Annotated in this window: 11 protein-coding genes; 6 read left to right on the forward strand and 5 right to left on the reverse strand. The window is 66.5% G+C overall.

The window, feature by feature from the left end:
* Positions 1 to 39: 39 nt before the first annotated feature.
* Positions 40 to 720, reverse strand: coding sequence for a phosphoglycolate phosphatase (gene gph / locus OU995_RS02760; RefSeq protein ID WP_267833820.1), 681 nt, complete (start codon positions 718 to 720; stop codon positions 40 to 42).
* A gap of 127 nt (positions 721 to 847) precedes the next feature.
* Positions 848 to 1594 (reverse strand): type I methionyl aminopeptidase, encoded by a 747-nt coding sequence (gene map, locus OU995_RS02765; RefSeq protein ID WP_267833822.1) that lies wholly within the window; start codon positions 1592 to 1594, stop codon positions 848 to 850.
* Between the two features lie 152 nt (positions 1595 to 1746).
* Between map and chrA the strand changes: the two genes are divergently transcribed.
* A complete protein-coding gene (chrA, locus tag OU995_RS02770; protein ID WP_267833823.1) occupies positions 1747 to 2979 on the forward strand; it encodes a chromate efflux transporter in 1233 nt (410 codons plus the stop codon).
* Between the two features lie 189 nt (positions 2980 to 3168).
* Here the strand turns inward: chrA and OU995_RS02775 are convergent, their stop codons facing one another.
* Entirely contained in the window at positions 3169 to 4491 is a 1323-nt protein-coding gene (locus OU995_RS02775) for an Nramp family divalent metal transporter (RefSeq protein WP_267833824.1), read from the reverse strand.
* Between the two features lie 97 nt (positions 4492 to 4588).
* Positions 4589 to 6880: a sigma-54-dependent Fis family transcriptional regulator gene (locus OU995_RS02780; RefSeq protein ID WP_267833825.1), complete on the reverse strand. Its 2292-nt coding sequence runs from the start codon at positions 6878 to 6880 to the stop codon at positions 4589 to 4591.
* A gap of 262 nt (positions 6881 to 7142) precedes the next feature.
* Between OU995_RS02780 and adh the strand changes: the two genes are divergently transcribed.
* The gene (adh, locus tag OU995_RS02785; protein WP_267833827.1) at positions 7143 to 8663 is read left to right on the forward strand and encodes an aldehyde dehydrogenase; all 1521 of its coding nucleotides are present in this window, start codon (positions 7143 to 7145) and stop codon (positions 8661 to 8663) included.
* Positions 8664 to 8756: 93 nt separating this feature from the next.
* On the opposite strand, the gene OU995_RS02790 is transcribed toward adh, so the two are convergent.
* Complete coding sequence (locus tag OU995_RS02790) at positions 8757 to 10307, reverse strand: PAS domain-containing methyl-accepting chemotaxis protein (RefSeq protein ID WP_267833828.1); 1551 nt, start codon at positions 10305 to 10307, stop codon at positions 8757 to 8759.
* A gap of 257 nt (positions 10308 to 10564) precedes the next feature.
* On the opposite strand from OU995_RS02790, the gene OU995_RS02795 reads away from it, so the two are divergent.
* The 4 genes from OU995_RS02795 (at position 10565) to OU995_RS02810 (ending at position 17505) form a co-directional block, all read left to right on the forward strand.
* Complete coding sequence (locus OU995_RS02795; RefSeq protein ID WP_267833830.1) at positions 10565 to 11650, forward strand: carbohydrate kinase; 1086 nt, start codon at positions 10565 to 10567, stop codon at positions 11648 to 11650.
* A gap of 121 nt (positions 11651 to 11771) precedes the next feature.
* Positions 11772 to 12728 (forward strand): pseudouridine-5'-phosphate glycosidase, encoded by a 957-nt coding sequence (locus tag OU995_RS02800; RefSeq protein ID WP_267833831.1) that lies wholly within the window; start codon positions 11772 to 11774, stop codon positions 12726 to 12728.
* Between the two features lie 294 nt (positions 12729 to 13022).
* Positions 13023 to 14348: an efflux RND transporter periplasmic adaptor subunit gene (locus OU995_RS02805; protein WP_267833832.1), complete on the forward strand. Its 1326-nt coding sequence runs from the start codon at positions 13023 to 13025 to the stop codon at positions 14346 to 14348.
* A gap of 10 nt (positions 14349 to 14358) precedes the next feature.
* Positions 14359 to 17505: an efflux RND transporter permease subunit gene (locus OU995_RS02810; RefSeq protein ID WP_267833833.1), complete on the forward strand. Its 3147-nt coding sequence runs from the start codon at positions 14359 to 14361 to the stop codon at positions 17503 to 17505.
* Positions 17506 to 17546 lie beyond the last annotated feature (41 nt).

Raw genomic sequence — 17546 nt, forward strand, 5'->3', positions numbered from 1 at the left:
GCACCCAGAGCCATCGCGCCAGGGATGAACCGTCTTGGCTCACACCAGCTGGATCAACTGGTCCAATCGGTCCAGGTAGAGGTTGGCGGGGACCTCGCGGATCGGTTGGCCGTGGTTGTAGCCGTAGCTGACCAAGGCCACCGGGCAACCCGCCGCATGAGCGGCCCGCGCATCATTGCTTGAATCGCCCACCATCCAGGTGGTGGCCAGTGCGCTGCCAAGGGCTTCGCAGGTCTTGAGCAGCGGCAGTGGGTCGGGCTTCTTGCGCTCAAAGTCGTCGCCGCCAAACACCTGGTCGAAATACCCCTCCAGCCCCTTGCGCTTGAGAAGCTCTCGCGCAAAGGCAGCCGGTTTGTTCGTGAGGCATGCCATCGGCAGGCCCAGGGCGCGCAGGCCTCTTAATCCTTCTTCCACGCCCGGGAAGACATCTGCATGCTGGCCGTTCAGCACCGCATAGTGACGCTGATAAAGCGACCAGGCCGCTTCATAGGCGTGCTGGGGCCCACCGACTTCCTTCAGCACGCTGCGGATCAGATGCTCACTGCCCTGCCCGATGGTCAGCTCGACAAAATCTCGGGACACCCGCGGCAAGCCCAGCTCGTCCAGCACCTGGGCCAGCACAGCGACGAAGTCGCCCAGCGTGTCCACCATCGTGCCGTCCAGGTCGATCATGAAAGCCGTGGGAGACGGCTTCAGTGAAGATGTCGGGGTCGCGCCCATCTCATTCATTCCTCTGTTCAATATCCACTGAACGCCTGCGGCTTCGCTGCCGTGGTGCAGGCGTCACAACGGCACCTGAACAGTACCTGAACGGCGCCTGCACACCCGCTCCACGCGGCCCGCACCTTCAGTGCTGAGTCACCACAATCGGCTCGCCCTTGGTGATGATCATGGTGTGCTCATACTGCGCGGACAAATTGCCCGGCACCCCCACCAGCGTCCACCCATCGTCGGTTTCATTCACGATGCGGCTCTTGGTCGACAGGAAGGGCTCGATGGTGATGACCATGCCTTCCTTCAACAGCCGCTTGTCCTTGGGGTCGAAATATCCCGCGATGTGCTCCGGCGCTTCGTGCAGCGCACGGCCCACCCCATGGCTGCCCAGGTTCTCGATGATCTTGAAGCCATAGGTCTTGGCGGTGCGCTCAATGGCCGCGCCAATGCCGCTGATCGGCTGGCCGGCCCGCGCCTGCTTCATCGCCTGCTCCAGCGCCGTGCGCGTGGCATGGCACAAGCGGGTCTTCTGCGGATTGGTCGGCGGCACGACACGGGTTCCGCCGGTATCGGCAAAGTAGCCGCCCAGTTCGGCAGACACATCCACATTCAGCACATCGCCTGCGCGGATCACCCGGTTGCCGGGAATGCCGTGGGCGGCCTCTTCGTTGATGCTGATGCAGGTGTAGCCCGGAAAGTCATAGGTCAGCTTCGGGGCAGAACGAGCGCCATGCGCCTCCAGCCACTTGCCGCCAAGTACATCCAGCTCGCGGGTGGTCATGCCCGGCTCCGCCGTTTCCAGCATCTGTTGCAGCACCAGAGAGACGATCCTCCCAATGCGCTTGAGGCCAACAACGTCGTCTTCGGATTCAATGGTCATGAGGATCTCCTAGGAGCTTGTTCGAGCGGTGGAGACCCACGTCAGAACATCACCAGGGCCGGCGGCCGAGGGTCAAGGGAGGGAGGTTACCAAATCAATTGATCAGCGGCCCCGGCTCGGTTTCACCTGCCGCCCCGCGACAATCCCCCACCATGACCGCATCTCGGCCTGCCTCCTCCCCCCGCGTTTCGGGCTCCGTGTGGGAGGTGTTTGTCGCTTTTCTGGTCCTCGGACTAACGTCCTTCGGCGGGCCAATGGCTCATATGGGCTACTTCCGCACGGAGTTCGTGCAAGGACGGCAGTGGCTGAGCGATGAGGAATTTTCCGACTTGGTTGCCCTCTGCCAGTGCCTGCCGGGGCCGTCCAGCAGCCAGGTGGGCATCGGCCTGGGGTTGGGCCGCGCTGGTTGGGGCGGAGCCCTGGCCGCCTGGGTGGGGTTCACCGCGCCATCGGCCGTGTTGCTCACGCTGGTGGCGCTGGGCATCCAGCACTGGGTATCGGCACCCGTCATCGGCGCACTTCACGGCCTGAAGGTGCTGGCCGTGGCCATCGTGGCGCAGGCGGTCTGGGGCATGGCCCGCAGCTTGTGCCCGGACTGGCCTCGAGCATTGCTGGCCTGCGGTGCGGCCGCCATCGCACTCAGCCTGCCGGCGGCCCTCGGGCAACTTGGGGCCATTGCAGTGGGAGCGTGTGTGGGGGTGTGGTGGCTGCCTGGCGCCGCAGCGAGCCCTCCTCCGGCGGCTGGAACGCGCTCCCCGGTCAGCCGACGCGCCGGTCTGCTGGCACTGCTGATCTTTGTCGCGCTTCTGGTGACGCTGTTCCTCATGGCTCAGGGCACAGATTCGCGCCTATGGGGTGCCCTCTGGGTCTGCTACCGCGCCAGCTCGTTGGTCTTTGGCGGCGGACATGTGGTGCTGCCGATGCTGGAGGTGGGCTTCGTCCAGCCCGGCTGGCTGAGTGCTGAGCAGTTCCTGTCCGGCTACGGTGCGGCACAGGCCGTCCCGGGCCCCCTCTTCACATTCGCCGCCTACCTTGGCGCAACCTCGTCCCTTCCTGGACTTCCCAGTCCTTGGCTCGGTGCCGGTCTCCTCTTGCTGGCCATCTTCACCCCGGCCTTCCTGACCGTCATCGCCGCCCTGCCGTTCTGGCATGCACTGCGCGAACGCCTGGCCGTACGCCGGGCGCTGGCGGGAGTCAATGCCGCAGTCGTCGGGATGCTGGGCGCCGCATTGATCACGTCCATCGGAACCAGCGCGCTTGGGTCCATCGGCGATCTGGTCCTGGCGGTCATCGCCTGGGTGCTGCTGCTCCGCTGGCGTTGTCCACCTGTTGCGCTGGTGGTGCTGGCGGCGATGGGCGGGGCTGTATTGGGCGGAGCACCGTAGTGGCGGTCCACCAGATCCCGAGATGCCGAGATTCTGTCGACGCAGGGGTGTCATGAGCCTCTTGCCACATGGGCAGCCGCTGCAGCCCGCCACCGGTGCGGACGCAGCGCTCCGTCCCGGGCAAGACGTCTCGCAGGGCAGGCAGATTCCCCCGTGGAGCTGGCCGAGTGGCACACGATGGGCACGGCATCAAGCCCATCCCGCCAGCGACGCCAGCAACGCCACATTCGCCACGCTGACCGCTGCGAAGATCAACCAGGCGATCCCCCGCAACCACACACCGTTGGCAAACCGCCCCATCAGGGCCGGATCGCTGGTCATGCGGATCAACGGCCACATCGCAAACGGCAGCTGCAGGCTCAACACCACCTGGCTGGCCACCAGCAGCCGCCCCACCCCTGCATCCCCCAACCACCACACCCCCAGAAAGGCCGGCACCAGGGCAATCGCGCGAGTCGCCAGGCGCCGCTGCCAGCAGGGAATCTTCAGCTGGAGGAAGCCCTCCATCAGCACCTGCCCGGCAATCGTGCCGGTGAAGGTGGAACTCTGCCCGGCCGCCAGCAGCGCCACGCCAAACAGCAGCGAGGCCAGCGAGCTCCCCACCAGCGGATCCAGCAGGTGATAGGCATCCTGGATTTCCGTGACATCGGTGTGCCCGTGGGCATGGAAGGCGGTGGCCGCCAGGGTCAGGATGGCGGCATTGATCAGCAGGGCCAGCGACAGCGACACCAGCGTGTCAAAGGTGCATAAGCGCAGCCCATCACTCAGGGCCTCGGGCGTCCGCTCGATGCGCCGGGTCTGCACGATGGAGGAATGCAGATAGAGGTTGTGCGGCATCACCGTGGCGCCGAGGATGCCAATCGCCAGAAACAGGGCCTGGCGGTCATGCACCGCCAGCCCGTTGGGAATGAACCCCTGCGCCACGGCCGCCCAGTCCGGCCCCACCAGCACCAGCTGCACCGCATAACAGACGCCAATCGTCATCACCAGGCCGAGGATGATGGCCTCCACCTGCCGGAACCCCCGCCCCTTGAGCCCCAGAACGATCAAGGTGTCCAGAGCCGAGATGGCGACGCCACTCATGAGGGAGACGCCAAAGAGCAGATGCAGCGCCAGCGCGGTGCCCAGCACTTCCGCCACGTCGCAGGCAATGATGGCCAGCTCCGCCATGAACCACAGGCTCAGGTTGACCGGGGCGCGGTAGCGGGCGCGGCAGGCCTGCGCCAGGTCCCTCTGGGTGACGATACCCAGTCGCAGCGACAGGGTCTGCAGCACCATCGCCGCCAGGCTGGAAGCCAAAACTACCCACAAGAGCGCATGGCCAAAACGCGACCCGGCTTCGATATCGGTGGCCCAGTTGCCGGGATCCATATAGCCCACTGACACCAGCAGACCCGGCCCGGCCACCTTGAGCAGGCGGCGCCACACGGGGCCGGTGGTGGGCATCGGGATGGAGCCGTGGACCTCGGAAGGGCAGAACGGCGCGGTGGCCGTGGTGGGAAGACGGAACATGCCCGAATTGTGCGTGCAGTGGGCCCATGCCGCCCTGGCCCATCGGTAAGACCTGCCCCCTGTCCAGAGACGCGAACTGAGACCAGGCCGTCCCGGATCAGCGCAGCATCCGGTACAAGGTATTGCGGCCAATGCCCAAACGCCGCGCCGCTTCCGACACATTGCCGCCGCAATCGACCAGCACCTGCCGGGCATGGTGCTGCGCGTGCTTGCGCAGTGCGGCCCCTTCGGGAGAAGGACGATCGTCCGGCTGTTCCGACCGGGCCACCTTCCCTGCGGCTCGATGGCCACGGGCCCATGCAAGACCGGATTCCGCTTCGCAGCTGTCTGCCAGTGCTGCCTGAAGATCTTCGGGCAGATGCTCGGTCTGGATGACCGGCTCCGTCGCCTCCAGCATGGCCACCGCCACCCGCAGCGCCTGCTCCAGCTGACGAATGTTGCCGGGCCAGGCATAACGCGCAAACTCCGCCATCAACGCGGGCGACACCGTCAAGCGCCGCTCCGGCGACAAGCCGTCCAGCAAGCGCTCGATCAGCGGCGCCAGATCCGAGCGGGCGCGCAGCGGGGGCAGCGTCACCGCCAGTCCGTTGATGCGGTAGTAGAGATCTTCACGGAAATGCCCTGCCTCCACCAGTTGGCGCAGCGGGCGATGGCTGGCACAGATCAACTGGACATCCACCGTGACCGTGGCGCCACCGCCCAGCGGCTGCACCTGCCGGTCCTGCAGCACCCGGAGCAAGCGGGCCTGCATGGTGAGGGGCATGTCGCCGATCTCGTCCAGGAACAAGGTACCGCCATGGGCCTGGCGCAAGCGCCCCGGAGCGCCTTCACGCGCCGCCCCGGTGAATGCACCGGCGCGGTAGCCAAACAGCTCGGCTTCCATCAGCCCCTCGGGCAGCGCAGCGCAATTCACGGCCACGTAGGGGGCCATGCGGCGGGAGCCGCTGTCATGCACCGCGCGGGCCAGCACGTCCTTGCCGACACCGGACTCCCCTTGCAGCAGCAGCGCGATCGGTTTGTCCAGCACCTTGTGCAGGCGGCGGAGCACCTGATGGACGGCGGGGTCTCCCAGATCGAGCGCAGCCAGGGGAGCGGGTCGTACGTCCGACGGGCTCGCGACCGGGAGCGCAGGGGCAACAGCCGTGGCAGGCGTGGCTGTCTGATTGGCGGCGGGGGCCGCCATGGCGGGATGGGTAAGCCTTGTCCCCATTTGGGTACCAGTCCCAGTGATAGCCTCAGTGCCAGCGCGGATGCCGTCACCCGATCGATCGCCTGTGCCGGTGTGATCAGCGCCAACGCCGGCACAGCCCTGAGCAGCGGCGTCGCCAGAGCGATCTCGCGCCGTCATTGCCGGCACCTCCACGGCACCGCGCTCCCGGGCCGACACCGTCCGCGCACTCCCACCCCGGTCCGCCTCCCCCACCGCCTCCCGCAGCGCCACCCCTCTGCGTTGCCACGCGGGTGGCACCGCCACCTTCATCCACAAAACCGAGGGCTCACCATCCCTGCGCAGCGGCTGCGGCGGCGAGTCTTCTCCGCAGGCCCACGCCAGGACGCTCTGCCAGTCCATCGGCAACACCGATTCCAGCCGCAGGGAGCGCACCGCCTCCGCCCCCAGCCATCCCAGCGCGGTTTCATTGCCGCCGATGATCCATCCGTCTTCGCTGACCGCCAGCAGGCCCTCCCCCGCCGTCCCCAAGCCCTCCCGCTGCGGATGCAGCTGCAAACGCAGGCTGTCGGCGTGCCGAGTGTCAAAAAGCCGATGCTCCACCGACCGGGCAGCCATCCTCACCAGCGCCAGCGTATGCCGATGGAAGCCGCGTTGATCCCCGGAGATGTCCAGCACCCCCAGCACCCGCCCCTGCGGGTCGCGGATCGGTGCGGCGGTGCAGCTGAGAAAGCCGTTGCGCTCCAGATAGTGTTCGCTGCCCATCACCGCCACCGGCCGCCGCTCCACCAGCGCGGTGCCGATGGCATTGGTGCCCCGCCAGCGCTCGTCCCAGATGGCGCCGGGCCGCAACGCCACCCGCTGCGCCCGATCCACAAACCGACCATCGCCCAGCGCCTGCAGCAACAGCCCTTGCCCGTCGGACAGGATCACCATGCCGTCGCTGTCGCGGGTCTGCGCAAACAGGTCCTGCATGACGGGCCGGGCATGCGCCACCAGCTCATGCTGCCGTTCCAGCGCCCGCCTCAGCTGCGCCGATGACGCATGCGGCGCCCCCGGGGGCCGGCCTACCGGGCTCAGCCCGGCCGCATGGCTGCGCAGCCAGCTGCGGCCCAGGCCGGGGTCGGGCAGCGTCAGGCGCAGCTCGCCGGTTTCCAGCAGCTCCCGACGGGCGGCCCGCAGCCGGCTCGGCGCCACTGCAGCGGTCGAAATCTTGGACATCAATTGTCTCCTGGCGGCGGTTTGTGCCCATTCAGGCACCGCACTGTTCCATCGTGGAACACCTGTGCCGGACCGGTCCGTTCCGGCGCAGATGCACCTGCGCATCCTGTCCCTTCCCGCCCCGCATGGGAAGAGGCTTTGTGCGGGTACGGGGTCATTCCGGCTGGAACCGGCGGCCCACAGCCGCATTCAATCCCTCTGTGCGGGCTGGCACGAGGTCTGCAAGGAGCGGGGGGCATTTCAACCACAACGGAGACAGTCCATGATCTATGCCCAGCCCCAGCAGGCCGGTGCCCCGGTGCAGTTCAAGAAGCGTTACGACAATTTCATCGGCGGCCGCTGGGTGGCCCCGGTGGAGGGCCAATATTTCGATGTGATCACGCCCATCACCGGCAAGGTCTACACGCAGGCGCCACGCTCCGGTGCCGCCGACATCGAACTGGCCCTGGATGCCGCCCATGCGGCAGCCGCCAAGTGGGGCGCCACACCGGCGGCCGAGCGCGCCAATGTGCTGCTGCGCATTGCCGACCGGATCGAGCAGAACCTGGAAACCCTGGCCTATGCCGAGACGGTGGACAACGGCAAGCCGATGCGCGAGACGCTCAATGCGGACGTGCCGCTGGCCGTGGACCACTTCCGTTATTTCGCCGGCTGCCTGCGGGCGCAGGAAGGCGCCCTCAGCGAGATCGACGCCCATACCGTGGCCTATCACTTCCACGAGCCGCTGGGCGTGGTGGGGCAGATCATTCCCTGGAATTTCCCGCTGCTGATGGCCGCCTGGAAGCTGGCCCCGGCCCTGGGCGCCGGCAACTGTGTGGTGCTCAAGCCGGCGGAGTCCACCCCGGTGAGCATCCTGCTGATGGCCGAGCTGATTGCCGATCTGCTGCCCCCAGGCGTCCTGAACATCGTCAACGGCTATGGCAAGGAAGCGGGCATGCCGCTGGCGCAGAGCAAGCGCATTGCCAAGGTGGCCTTCACCGGTTCCACCGCCACCGGCCGAGTCATTGCGCAGGCGGCTGCCACCAACCTGATCCCGGCCACACTGGAGCTGGGGGGCAAGAGCCCCAACATTTTCTTCCCGGACATCGCCGCGCAGGACGACGACCTGTTCGACAAGGCCATCGAAGGCCTGGTGCTATTTGCCTTTAACCAGGGGGAGGTCTGCACCTGCCCGTCGCGGGCGCTGATTCATGAGTCCATCTACGACCAGTTCATTGCACGTGCCATCGATCGCGTGAAGGCCATCCGGCAGGGTAATCCGCTGGACACCGAAACGATGATGGGGGCGCAGGCTTCCTCCATGCAGCTGGACAAGATCCTGTCGTATCTGGAGATTGGCAAGCAGGAAGGCGCGCAATGCCTGATTGGCGGGGGCCGCGCCGATCTGGGGGGTGAGCTCGCGGGCGGTTATTACATCCAGCCGACGCTGTTCAAGGGCAACAACCAGATGCGGATCTTCCGCGAGGAGATCTTTGGACCGGTGCTGGCCGTCACCACCTTCAAGACGGAAGAAGAAGCGCTGGCGATTGCCAACGACACGCCCTATGGGCTGGGCGCCGGGGTGTGGTCGCGGGACATCAACACCGCGTTCCGCATGGGCAGGGCCATCCAGGCCGGGCGTGTGTGGACCAACTGCTATCACGCCTATCCGGCCCACGCCACCTTCGGCGGCTACAAGGAGTCCGGCATTGGTCGCGAGACCCACAAGATGATGCTGGACCACTATCAGCAGACCAAGAACCTGCTGGTGAGCTACTCACCAAAGAAGCTCGGCTTCTTCTGAGGCGAGAAGGCCCCAAGGGGCCTATGCCCGAGGAGCCTCAGTGATGAGGCGCACAGCCCCCAGGCCACGGCCGGGGGCTGTGGATGCAAGGCCTCAGCCCAGCCGGAATACCGACACCGCCTGCACCAGTTGCGTCGCCTGTTTCTCCAGGCTGTCGCTGGCGCCAGCCGACTGCTGCACCAGGGCGGCGTTCTGCTGGGTATTCTTGTCCAGGTCACTCACGGCCGCACTCACCTGCGCAATGCCTGAGGCCTGCTCACGCGTGGCATGACCGATGTTGGCGATCAAGCCGCTCACGCTCTGGATCTGTTCCACGATGCCGGCCATCGCCCGGCTGGCCTCATGCACCTGCCGGCCCCCGGCTTCCACACGCTCCACGCTGTCGCTGATCAATGTCTTGATCTCCCTTGCCGCCTCGGCACTGCGCTGAGCGAGGCTGCGCACTTCACCGGCCACCACGGCAAAGCCGCGCCCCTGCTCGCCCGCTCGGGCGGCTTCCACTGCGGCATTCAGCGCCAGGATGTTGGTCTGGAAGGCAATGCCGTCAATCACGCCAATGATGTCGCCGATGCGCTTGCTGGAGGCGGTGATGCCTTCCATGGTCGTGTTGACCTGACGCACCACGTCACCGCCCTGGGCCGCTGCCGCCGTGGCCTGCACGGCCAGTTCCTCGGCTTGCTTGGCCGCGTCGGCGTTGCTCTTCACCGTGGCGCTCATCTGCTCCATGGACGCAGCGGTTTCCTCCAGGCTGGCGGCGGCCTGCTCGGTGCGCGCGCTGATCTCGTTGTTGCCGGTGACCAGATGGCCGCTGGACGATTTCACCGTCACCACCTGGTCCGCGATGTCGTCAATCACCCAGCGGAACATCAGCCCCAGCTGATTGACGGCACGCAGCGCCATGCCGATCTCATCCACGCGATTCAGATCCACGCCGTCACGCGCGTCGCCACCGGCCACACGACGCGCATGCTCGGCCAGGGTCTGGAGGGGGCCAATGATCTGGTGCTCCAGGAAAAACAGGGTCACCAGCCCGATCAGCACCAGCGCGGCTGTCCAACCCAAGGACGACATCAGGCTGGTGGCACTGGCCAGTTGCGCCACCACCGCCACGATCAGCAGTGCCAGCAGCGGCAGGCGCAGACGCCAGCGCACCGGCATGGTCTTGAGCCAGTTCGTGGCGGCACCCCAGCCGCTGCGCAGCACCACGCCCTGGTGAAAGCGCACACCTTTGGCCTTGCCTTCGCGCATGTCCCGGTACAGGGCTTCAGCGCCGGCCACCTCTTCGGCACTGGGCTTGGTCCGTACCGACATGAATGCAATGGGCCGGCCCTGCCGAAGAATCGGCGCGGCATTGGCGCGCACCCAGTAATGGTCGCCATTCTTGCGCCGGTTCTTCACCAGCCCGGTCCAGGACTGTCCGGACTGCAAGGTGTGCCACATGTCTCGGAAGGCTTCCGGCGGCATGTCCGGGTGACGGATCATGTTGTGGGGCTGCCCGGCCAGTTCTTCCGCGCTGAAACCGCTGGCCTCGATGAAGGCTTCGTTGGCATAGCGGATGTGGCTCTGGGTGTCCGTGGTGGACATCAACGTGGAATCGGCCGGGATTTCATAGGCCTGTTGAGTCACCGGCAGGTTTTGTCGCATCAGAGTCCTCCTGGTTGGATTCGATCCGGGCAGGCAGCGGTGCGGGCTACTTTTTCAAGGCCCCGGCCGGACGAAAGGGGCCGCCTTGTACCGCTGTGCCCTGCAAGGGTATTCCAAGGATGTGCGATCTGGGTAGCAGAGCGCCCCCTGTCTTGAGAATCGACAAACTCGGTTCGTACCAAATTCACACAACTCTGCAGGGCGATTGAAATCAAGACTTTTGTCCAATCGTGCAAACATTTGTCTAGAATCACCTCATGAATCATTCCAAGGACCAGTTGCTCGCCCTGGTCGAAGCCAACCCGTTCATCAGTCAGCAGGCCTTGGGCGAAGCCCTGGGCTTGTCCCGTTCTGCTGTCGCCGGGCACTTGGCCCAACTGGTCAAGGAGGGGCGCATCCTCGGCCGCGCCTATGTGCTGCCCAGCCGGCAGCCGCTGGTCTGCATTGGTGGCACCAACCTGGACCGCAAACTGCGGTCCGATGAACCGCTGCGCATGGGCAGCTCCAATCCGGCCCGCCAAATGGAATCGGCGGGTGGGGTGGCGCGCAACCTGGCGGAGAACCTCGCGCGGCTGGGCCTGCCGGTGCATCTGCTCACCGTCGTCGGACGCGATGCCGCCGGCCAGGCCTTGCTGGCCGAGCTGCAAGCCCTCGGTGTGGACTGCACCGGCTGCGTGCAGGCCACGGATGTCCCCACAGGCAGCTACACGGCGGTGCTGGATGCCCAGGGTGACCTGTTGCTCGCCATGGCGGACATGGCCCTGACCGATCGGCTGGATCCGGACTTCATCCGCCGCTGCGCGCCGCAACGCGCCGCCGCCCGCTGGGTGGTGGCCGACCTCAATCTGCCCGCCGCCTCGCTGGAGCTGCTGCAGCAGGAGGCCCTGCTGCGCAAGCAAAGCCTCGTGGTGGTGGCCGTGTCGGCGCCGAAGATGCGGCGACTCGGCCCCTTGCTGGAAGGCATTGAGCTGCTGGTGCTGAACCGCGCAGAGCTCGCTGCCCTGCTGGATCACCCCCTCGACACCGATGCCTCGCTGCAGGAGGCCTGGCTGGCGCTGCGTGAACGCGGCCTGCAGCGTTTGGTGGTGAGCGACGGTGCGCATGGCCTGCGGTTCAGCGACGGCAACACGCTGCTGTCATTGCCCGCGCCCAAAGTGCCTCGCAGCCGCCTGCGTGAAGTCACCGGCGCGGGCGACGCCCTGACCGCCGGCATCGTGGCGGGTCTGCATCGGCAGGCGGACGACCTGCGCGCCGCTTGCAAGCTGGGCTTGTCGCTCGCTGCGCTCACGCTGCAGACTGACGCCACCGTCAGCCGGGATCTCAGCCCGGCGTTGCTGGCCTAGGCTGCTGCCCGGCGCCATCATCCGTGACATCACCAGTGACATCACCCCTGACATCGCCTCTGACATCCCATGCGTCATCCACCCCGGTGGATCGCCCCGTCTTCTCCTCTGAAAGTAGCCCATGACTGCCCACGCTCCCTCCCTGCCTGCCGGCGCTCAGCCCCTGCTGGCCTTCTCACCGGAAGTCGCCGCCGCGCGGGATGCGGGTCGGCCCCTCGTGGCGCTGGAGTCCACCATCATTTCCCACGGCATGCCGTATCCGCAGAATGTGCAGACGGCGCGTGAAGTCGAAGCCATCGTCCGCGAACACGGCGCGGTGCCAGCCACCATCGCCGTCCTCGACGGCCGCATCCGTGTCGGGCTGGATCAGGCGCAGCTGGAGCTGCTGGGGCGCTCCCCCGACGCCATGAAGCTCAGCCGCCGCGACCTGCCGTTTGCCATCAGCACCGGCCGCATCGGCGCCACCACCGTGGCCGCCACCATGATCTGCGCCCACCTCGCCGGCATCGAGGTGTTTGTCACCGGCGGCATCGGCGGTGTGCACCGCGGCGCCGAAACCTCCTTCGACATCTCGGCCGACCTGCAGGAACTCGCGCGCACGCCGGTGGCCGTGGTGTGTGCGGGCGCCAAGAGCATCCTGGACCTCGCCCTCACCCTGGAATATCTGGAGACCCACGGCGTTCCGGTGCTCTCCGTCGGGCAGGAGAACTTCGCGGCGTTCTACACGCGCGACAGCGGGCTGAAGGCCGACTTCCGCATGGATGCCGCCCTGCAACAAGCGGCGTTCCTGCGGACGAAGTGGGCGCTGGGGCTGGGCGGCGGAGCGGTCATCAGCAATCCGGTGCCGGTGCAGGACGAAATGCCGGCCGCCGTGATTCAGGGCTTCATTGACCAGGCCTTGTCCGAAGCCGCCGCTGCCGGCATCAGCGGCAAGGCCGTGACCCCCTATCTGCTGGCTCGCATCAAGGACTTGAGCGGCGGCGCCAGCCTCGCCACCAACATCGCGCTGGTCAAGCACAACGCCAAGGTGGGCACGGCGCTGGCAGTGGCATTAAAGGCGAACAACGCCTCTGCATGAACAGCCACAGTGGCGTGACACCGCTTTGACGCCACGCTCCCACTGCCGCGCCCCCGCGACAACACCCTTCAGGCCATCAACGGAAAGTCCTTCAACCGACTTCGGCTTCCCCGCATCAACGTGACGTCCGGCACCCCGCCTCCGGGAAAACTTCCGGCCATGCGGACAGGGTCACGCTCCAATCGCACAGGTTCGCCGGGACAATCCGGCGATTAACGAAAGCGAAACAATCGTCAGCAAACGCTGACCTAAGCTTTCGCGCCCTGCCAGCCGTCGTTGGAGAAAGTTAAAAGCATGCGCCGCAAGCCTGTTGTCCTGTCGCTGATCATCGTCCTGCTCCTGGCAGGAGGCGGCTGGTGGTGGAAATCCCATGGGGCCAAGACCGGTGCGGCGGACTCGGCCACAGCCCCGGGTGCGCGCGCCTCGGGCGCCGGCGGCACGCAGACGGTGGGGGTGGTGCTGGCACGCCAGCAGGATGTGCCGGTGGTGGTGGACGCCAGCGGCACCGTGGCCGCGCTGAATCAGGTGGACATCCGGGCGCAGACCAGCAGCATCGTGCGCGACGTGCTGGTGAAGGACGGCCAGACGGTGCAAAAGGGCCAGGTCTTGTTCCGCTTTGACGAACGGGCGGACCGGGCCAACCTGGACAAGGCCCGCGCCCAACTGGCGCGCGACAAGGCGGCCCTGTCCGACCTGCAGCGCCAGTACGAACGGGCCAAGGAGCTGGTGGCCCAGAACTTTGTTTCGCAGAGCGCGCTGGATACCGCCCTGGCGAACCTGGAGGGCGGACGCAGCCTGGTGGTGGCCGATGAGGCCGCCGTGCAATCGGCCCAAGTGGCCCTGGGCTACAACGAGATCCGGGCGCCGTTCAGCGGCCGTGCGGGTGCGGTGAATGTCTGGCCCGGCAGCCTGGTGCAGACCAATGCCACCGGCACGCCCCTGGTGAACATCGTCCAGATCGATCCCATCGGCATCACCTTCAACCTGCCCGAAACCGAACTCGCCCCGGTGCTGGAAGCCATGCGCCCCGGCGCCGAGGGGGCGCGCGTGACGCCGCCCGAAGTGCAGGTGGTGATTCCCAACATCGACGCTGCCGGCCGCAACAGCCGCAATGAGCCGGTGGTCCGGGGCAAGCTGATCTTTGTCGACAACCTGGTGGATGCCAGCACCGGCACCATCAAGCTCAAGGCTGAGTTCGACAACAAGCAGCAGAAGCTCTGGCCCGGCCAATACCTGCGGGTGCGGATGCTGCTGCGCAGCATCAAGAATGCGGTGGTGATTCCGCAGGCCGCGATCATCCTGCGCGGCACCGACCGTCAGGTCTACGTGGTGGGGCCGGACAAGACGGCCGTGCTCAAGACCGTTCGCCTGCGTTATGTCTTCGGTGAAATGGCGGTGGTGGACGGCGTCGATGCCGGCGCCACGGTGGTGCTGGACGGCAAGCAGAACCTGCGCCCGGGCGTGCCGGTACGCACGCAGCCCGCAGCGGTAGACCCGGCGGCGGCGGCGCGCCAGCAGGCCGAAGCCGCTGCTGCTGCGGCCTCCACCCAGCTCGCGGCCGCTTCGTCCGCGCCAGGCGCCTCGCATGCCAGCGGCAAGGCAGACGCCACCGGCGAATAAGGGAATCGGCATGAACCTCACCGAACTGTTCATCCGGCGGCCCGTCATGACGGTGCTGCTGAACATTGCGCTGGTCATCGCCGGCCTGGCGGCCTGGAGCCGGATTCCGGTGGCCGCCCTGCCCAGCTTCAACACGCCCATCATCAACGTGCAGGCCACGCTGGCCGGTGCCAGCCCGGAGACGATGGCTTCATCGGTGGCCCTGCCGCTGGAGAAGCAGTTCTCCACCATCGCCGGCATCACCACCATCTCGTCCACCAACACCCTGGGCAACAGTTCGCTGACGCTGGAGTTCGATCCCTCCCGGGACATCGATGCCGCCGCCGTGGACGTGCAGGCCGCGCTGTTCCGCGCCCTGCGCTCCTTGCCCACGGAAATGACCACGCCGCCCTCCTACCGGAAGGTGAACCCGGCCGATGCGCCGGTGCTGCTGGTGGCGCTGACGTCCCCGTCGATCAACCTTTCCGAGTTGAACGACTATGCCGAGAACCTGATCACCCCCAGCCTGTCCACCATCGACGGCGTGGCCCAGGTCTCCATCTACGGCCAGAAGCGGTATGCGGTGCGCATCAAGGCCCGCAATGAGCTGCTCCAGCAACGCAACATCACCCTGGACGAACTCCAGGCCGCCATCAAGGGTGCCAATGCCAACACCCCGGTGGGCACGCTGGATGGGTCCCGCCAGACGCTGACCATCCAGGCCAACAAGCAACTGCGCGACGCGCAGGCGTTTGGCGGCATCGTGGTGGCCACCCGCAACGGCGCGCCGGTGTTCCTGCGGGAGGTGGCCGATGTGCAGGACAGCTTCGAGACGGTGAAGTCCTTCTCCAATTTCAACGGCGAACGCTCCATCGTGCTGGCTGTGCAGCGCCAGCCGGATGCCAACACCGTCCAGGTGGTGGATGCGGTGAAGGACATGCTGCCGCGCTTTGCCGCGCAGCTGCCGGCATCGGTGAAGATGAGCACGCTCAACGACCGGTCGGTCTCCATCCGCGAATCCTTGCATGACGTCTACTTCACCCTGGCGCTGACGGTCGGCCTGGTGGTGATGGTGATCTATCTGTTCCTGCGCCGGCTGGTGGCCACCCTGATCCCCACGCTGTCGCTGCCCATTTCGCTGATCGGTGCGCTGACCCTGCTCTACGCGCTGGGCTACAGCCTGGACAACATCTCGCTGCTGGGGATCACCCTGGCGGTGGGCCTGGTGGTGGACGATGCGATCGTGATGCTGGAGAACATCGTCCGGCATGTGGAAGACGGCATGGCGCCGTTCGACGCCGCCATCCGGGGCGCGCGGGAAATGGCTTTCACCATCCTGTCCATCTCCATCTCGCTGGTGGCGGTGCTCATCCCCATCTTCTTCATGCCGGGGGTGATCGGCCTGCTGTTCCATGAATTCGCGGTGGTGGTGTCGCTGTCGATCCTGGTGTCGGCCGTGGTGTCGCTAACGCTGGTGCCCATGCTCTGCAGCCGCTTCCTGAGCCACCACCATGAGGCCAAGGAAAATGCCCTGGGCCGTGTCTTTGAAGCCGGTTTCACCGGGCTGGTGAATTTCTACACCCGCACGCTGGACTGGGCCCTGGCCCACCGCGTGCTGGTGGGCGGCGTGGCGGTGCTGAGCTTCATTGCCAGCGCCTGGCTCTACATCGCCATCCCCAAGGGCTTTTTCCCGGAAGAGGACATCGGCCAGATCCAGGCCAGCACCGAGGCGTCGGAGGACATCTCCTTTGCCGCCATGACGGTGCTGCAGGAGCGGGTGGCCGAGATCGTCAAGAACAATCCGGCGGTGGCCAGCGTGTCGGCTGCCGTGGGCGGTGGCGGCGGTGGGGGCCAGGTCAACACCGGCCGGCTCTTCATCAACCTGAAGCCGCGCGGTGAGCGGTCGGCCATGCCGCAGGTGCTGGAATCGCTGCGCAAGGACCTGCGCACGGTGCCCGGCATTGCGGTCTACCTGCGGCCGGTGCAGAACCTGCAGCTGGGCGGGCGCCAATCCAAAAGCCGCTACCAGTTCACGCTGCAGTCGGTCAGCGCGGGCGAGCTGAACAGTTGGGCGGAGAAACTGCAGGAGAAGCTGCGCAACGACACCCTCTTCCGCGACGTCACCAGCGACTCCCAACTGCGCGGCCTGCAGGCCAACCTGGTCATCGACCGCGAACGCGCCACCCTGCTGGGTGTGCAGATGCAAGACCTGCGCAATGCCCTCTACAGCGCCTTTGGTGAGCGGCAAGTCTCCAGCATCTATGCGGAGAGCAACACCTACCAGGTGATCATGGAGGCGACCGATGGGGACCGACTGAGCGAAGACGCCTTCAGCAAGATCTACCTGCGCGGGAAAAACGACACCTTGGTGCCGCTGACCGCCTTTGCCAGCGTCAAGCGGGAACTCGGCCCCACCGCCGTGAACCACCAGGGGCAGCTGCAGGCCGTGACGCTGAGCTTCAACCTCGCGCCCGACGTGCCGCTGGGCCAGGCCACCGGCCGCGTGGATGCCTACACCCAGGAGATCGGCCTGCCGCCCACCATCATCACCAGCTACGGCGGCGATGCGGCGGTGTTCAAGGACTCGCAGGGCGGCCAGCTGATGCTGATCGTGCTGGCCGTGGCGGTGATCTATGTGCTGCTGGGCGTGCTCTATGAGAGCTACATCCATCCCATCACCATCCTGGCCGGGCTGCCTTCAGCCGCCGTGGGGGCGCTGATCACGCTGCAGTGGGCCGGCATGGAACTGACGGTGATCGCCACCATCGGCATCCTGATGCTGGTGGGCATCGTGAAGAAGAACGCGATCATGATGATCGACTTCGCGCTGGATGCGCAGCGCAATGGGGGCATGTCGCCGGCCGACGCCATCCGCGAGGCCTGCATCCTGCGGTTCCGGCCGATCATGATGACGACGCTGGCAGCGCTGATGGGGGCCCTGCCGATCGCATTGGGGCTGGGGGCCGGTGCGGAATTGCGCCAGCCGCTGGGCCTGGCGGTGGTGGGCGGCCTGATCCTGTCGCAGGCCGTGACGCTCTACATCACGCCCGTGATCTATCTGGCGCTGGACCGCTTCAGCGGCACCGGCCCCGACACGCGTGAAGTGGCACCAACGCGCTTGACCGAACACCCGCATCCCCAGCCCCACCCGCAACCCGTCCCGGGACAGGCGGACTGACCCTCGAACCGCACAGCAGCAGGCCCGGCATGGGGCCGGCG

It is taken from the genome of Roseateles sp. SL47 (assembly GCF_026625885.1).
Taxonomy (GTDB): Bacteria; Pseudomonadota; Gammaproteobacteria; order Burkholderiales; family Burkholderiaceae_C; genus Roseateles.

Bases quoted from the DNA above. Each gene is read 5' to 3' on its own strand.
- gph (WP_267833820.1), bottom strand. From the start codon at position 720: ATGGGCGCGACCCCGACATCTTCACTGAAGCCGTCTCCCACGGCTTTC.
- map (WP_267833822.1), bottom strand. From the start codon at position 1,594: ATGACCATTGAATCCGAAGACGACGTTGTTGGCCTCAAGCGCATTGGG.
- chrA (WP_267833823.1), top strand. From the start codon at position 1,747: ATGACCGCATCTCGGCCTGCCTCCTCCCCCCGCGTTTCGGGCTCCGTG.
- OU995_RS02775 (WP_267833824.1), bottom strand. From the start codon at position 4,491: ATGTTCCGTCTTCCCACCACGGCCACCGCGCCGTTCTGCCCTTCCGAG.
- OU995_RS02780 (WP_267833825.1), bottom strand. From the start codon at position 6,880: ATGTCCAAGATTTCGACCGCTGCAGTGGCGCCGAGCCGGCTGCGGGCC.
- adh (WP_267833827.1), top strand. From the start codon at position 7,143: ATGATCTATGCCCAGCCCCAGCAGGCCGGTGCCCCGGTGCAGTTCAAG.
- OU995_RS02790 (WP_267833828.1), bottom strand. From the start codon at position 10,307: ATGCGACAAAACCTGCCGGTGACTCAACAGGCCTATGAAATCCCGGCC.
- OU995_RS02795 (WP_267833830.1), top strand. From the start codon at position 10,565: ATGAATCATTCCAAGGACCAGTTGCTCGCCCTGGTCGAAGCCAACCCG.
- OU995_RS02800 (WP_267833831.1), top strand. From the start codon at position 11,772: ATGACTGCCCACGCTCCCTCCCTGCCTGCCGGCGCTCAGCCCCTGCTG.
- OU995_RS02805 (WP_267833832.1), top strand. From the start codon at position 13,023: ATGCGCCGCAAGCCTGTTGTCCTGTCGCTGATCATCGTCCTGCTCCTG.
- OU995_RS02810 (WP_267833833.1), top strand. From the start codon at position 14,359: ATGAACCTCACCGAACTGTTCATCCGGCGGCCCGTCATGACGGTGCTG.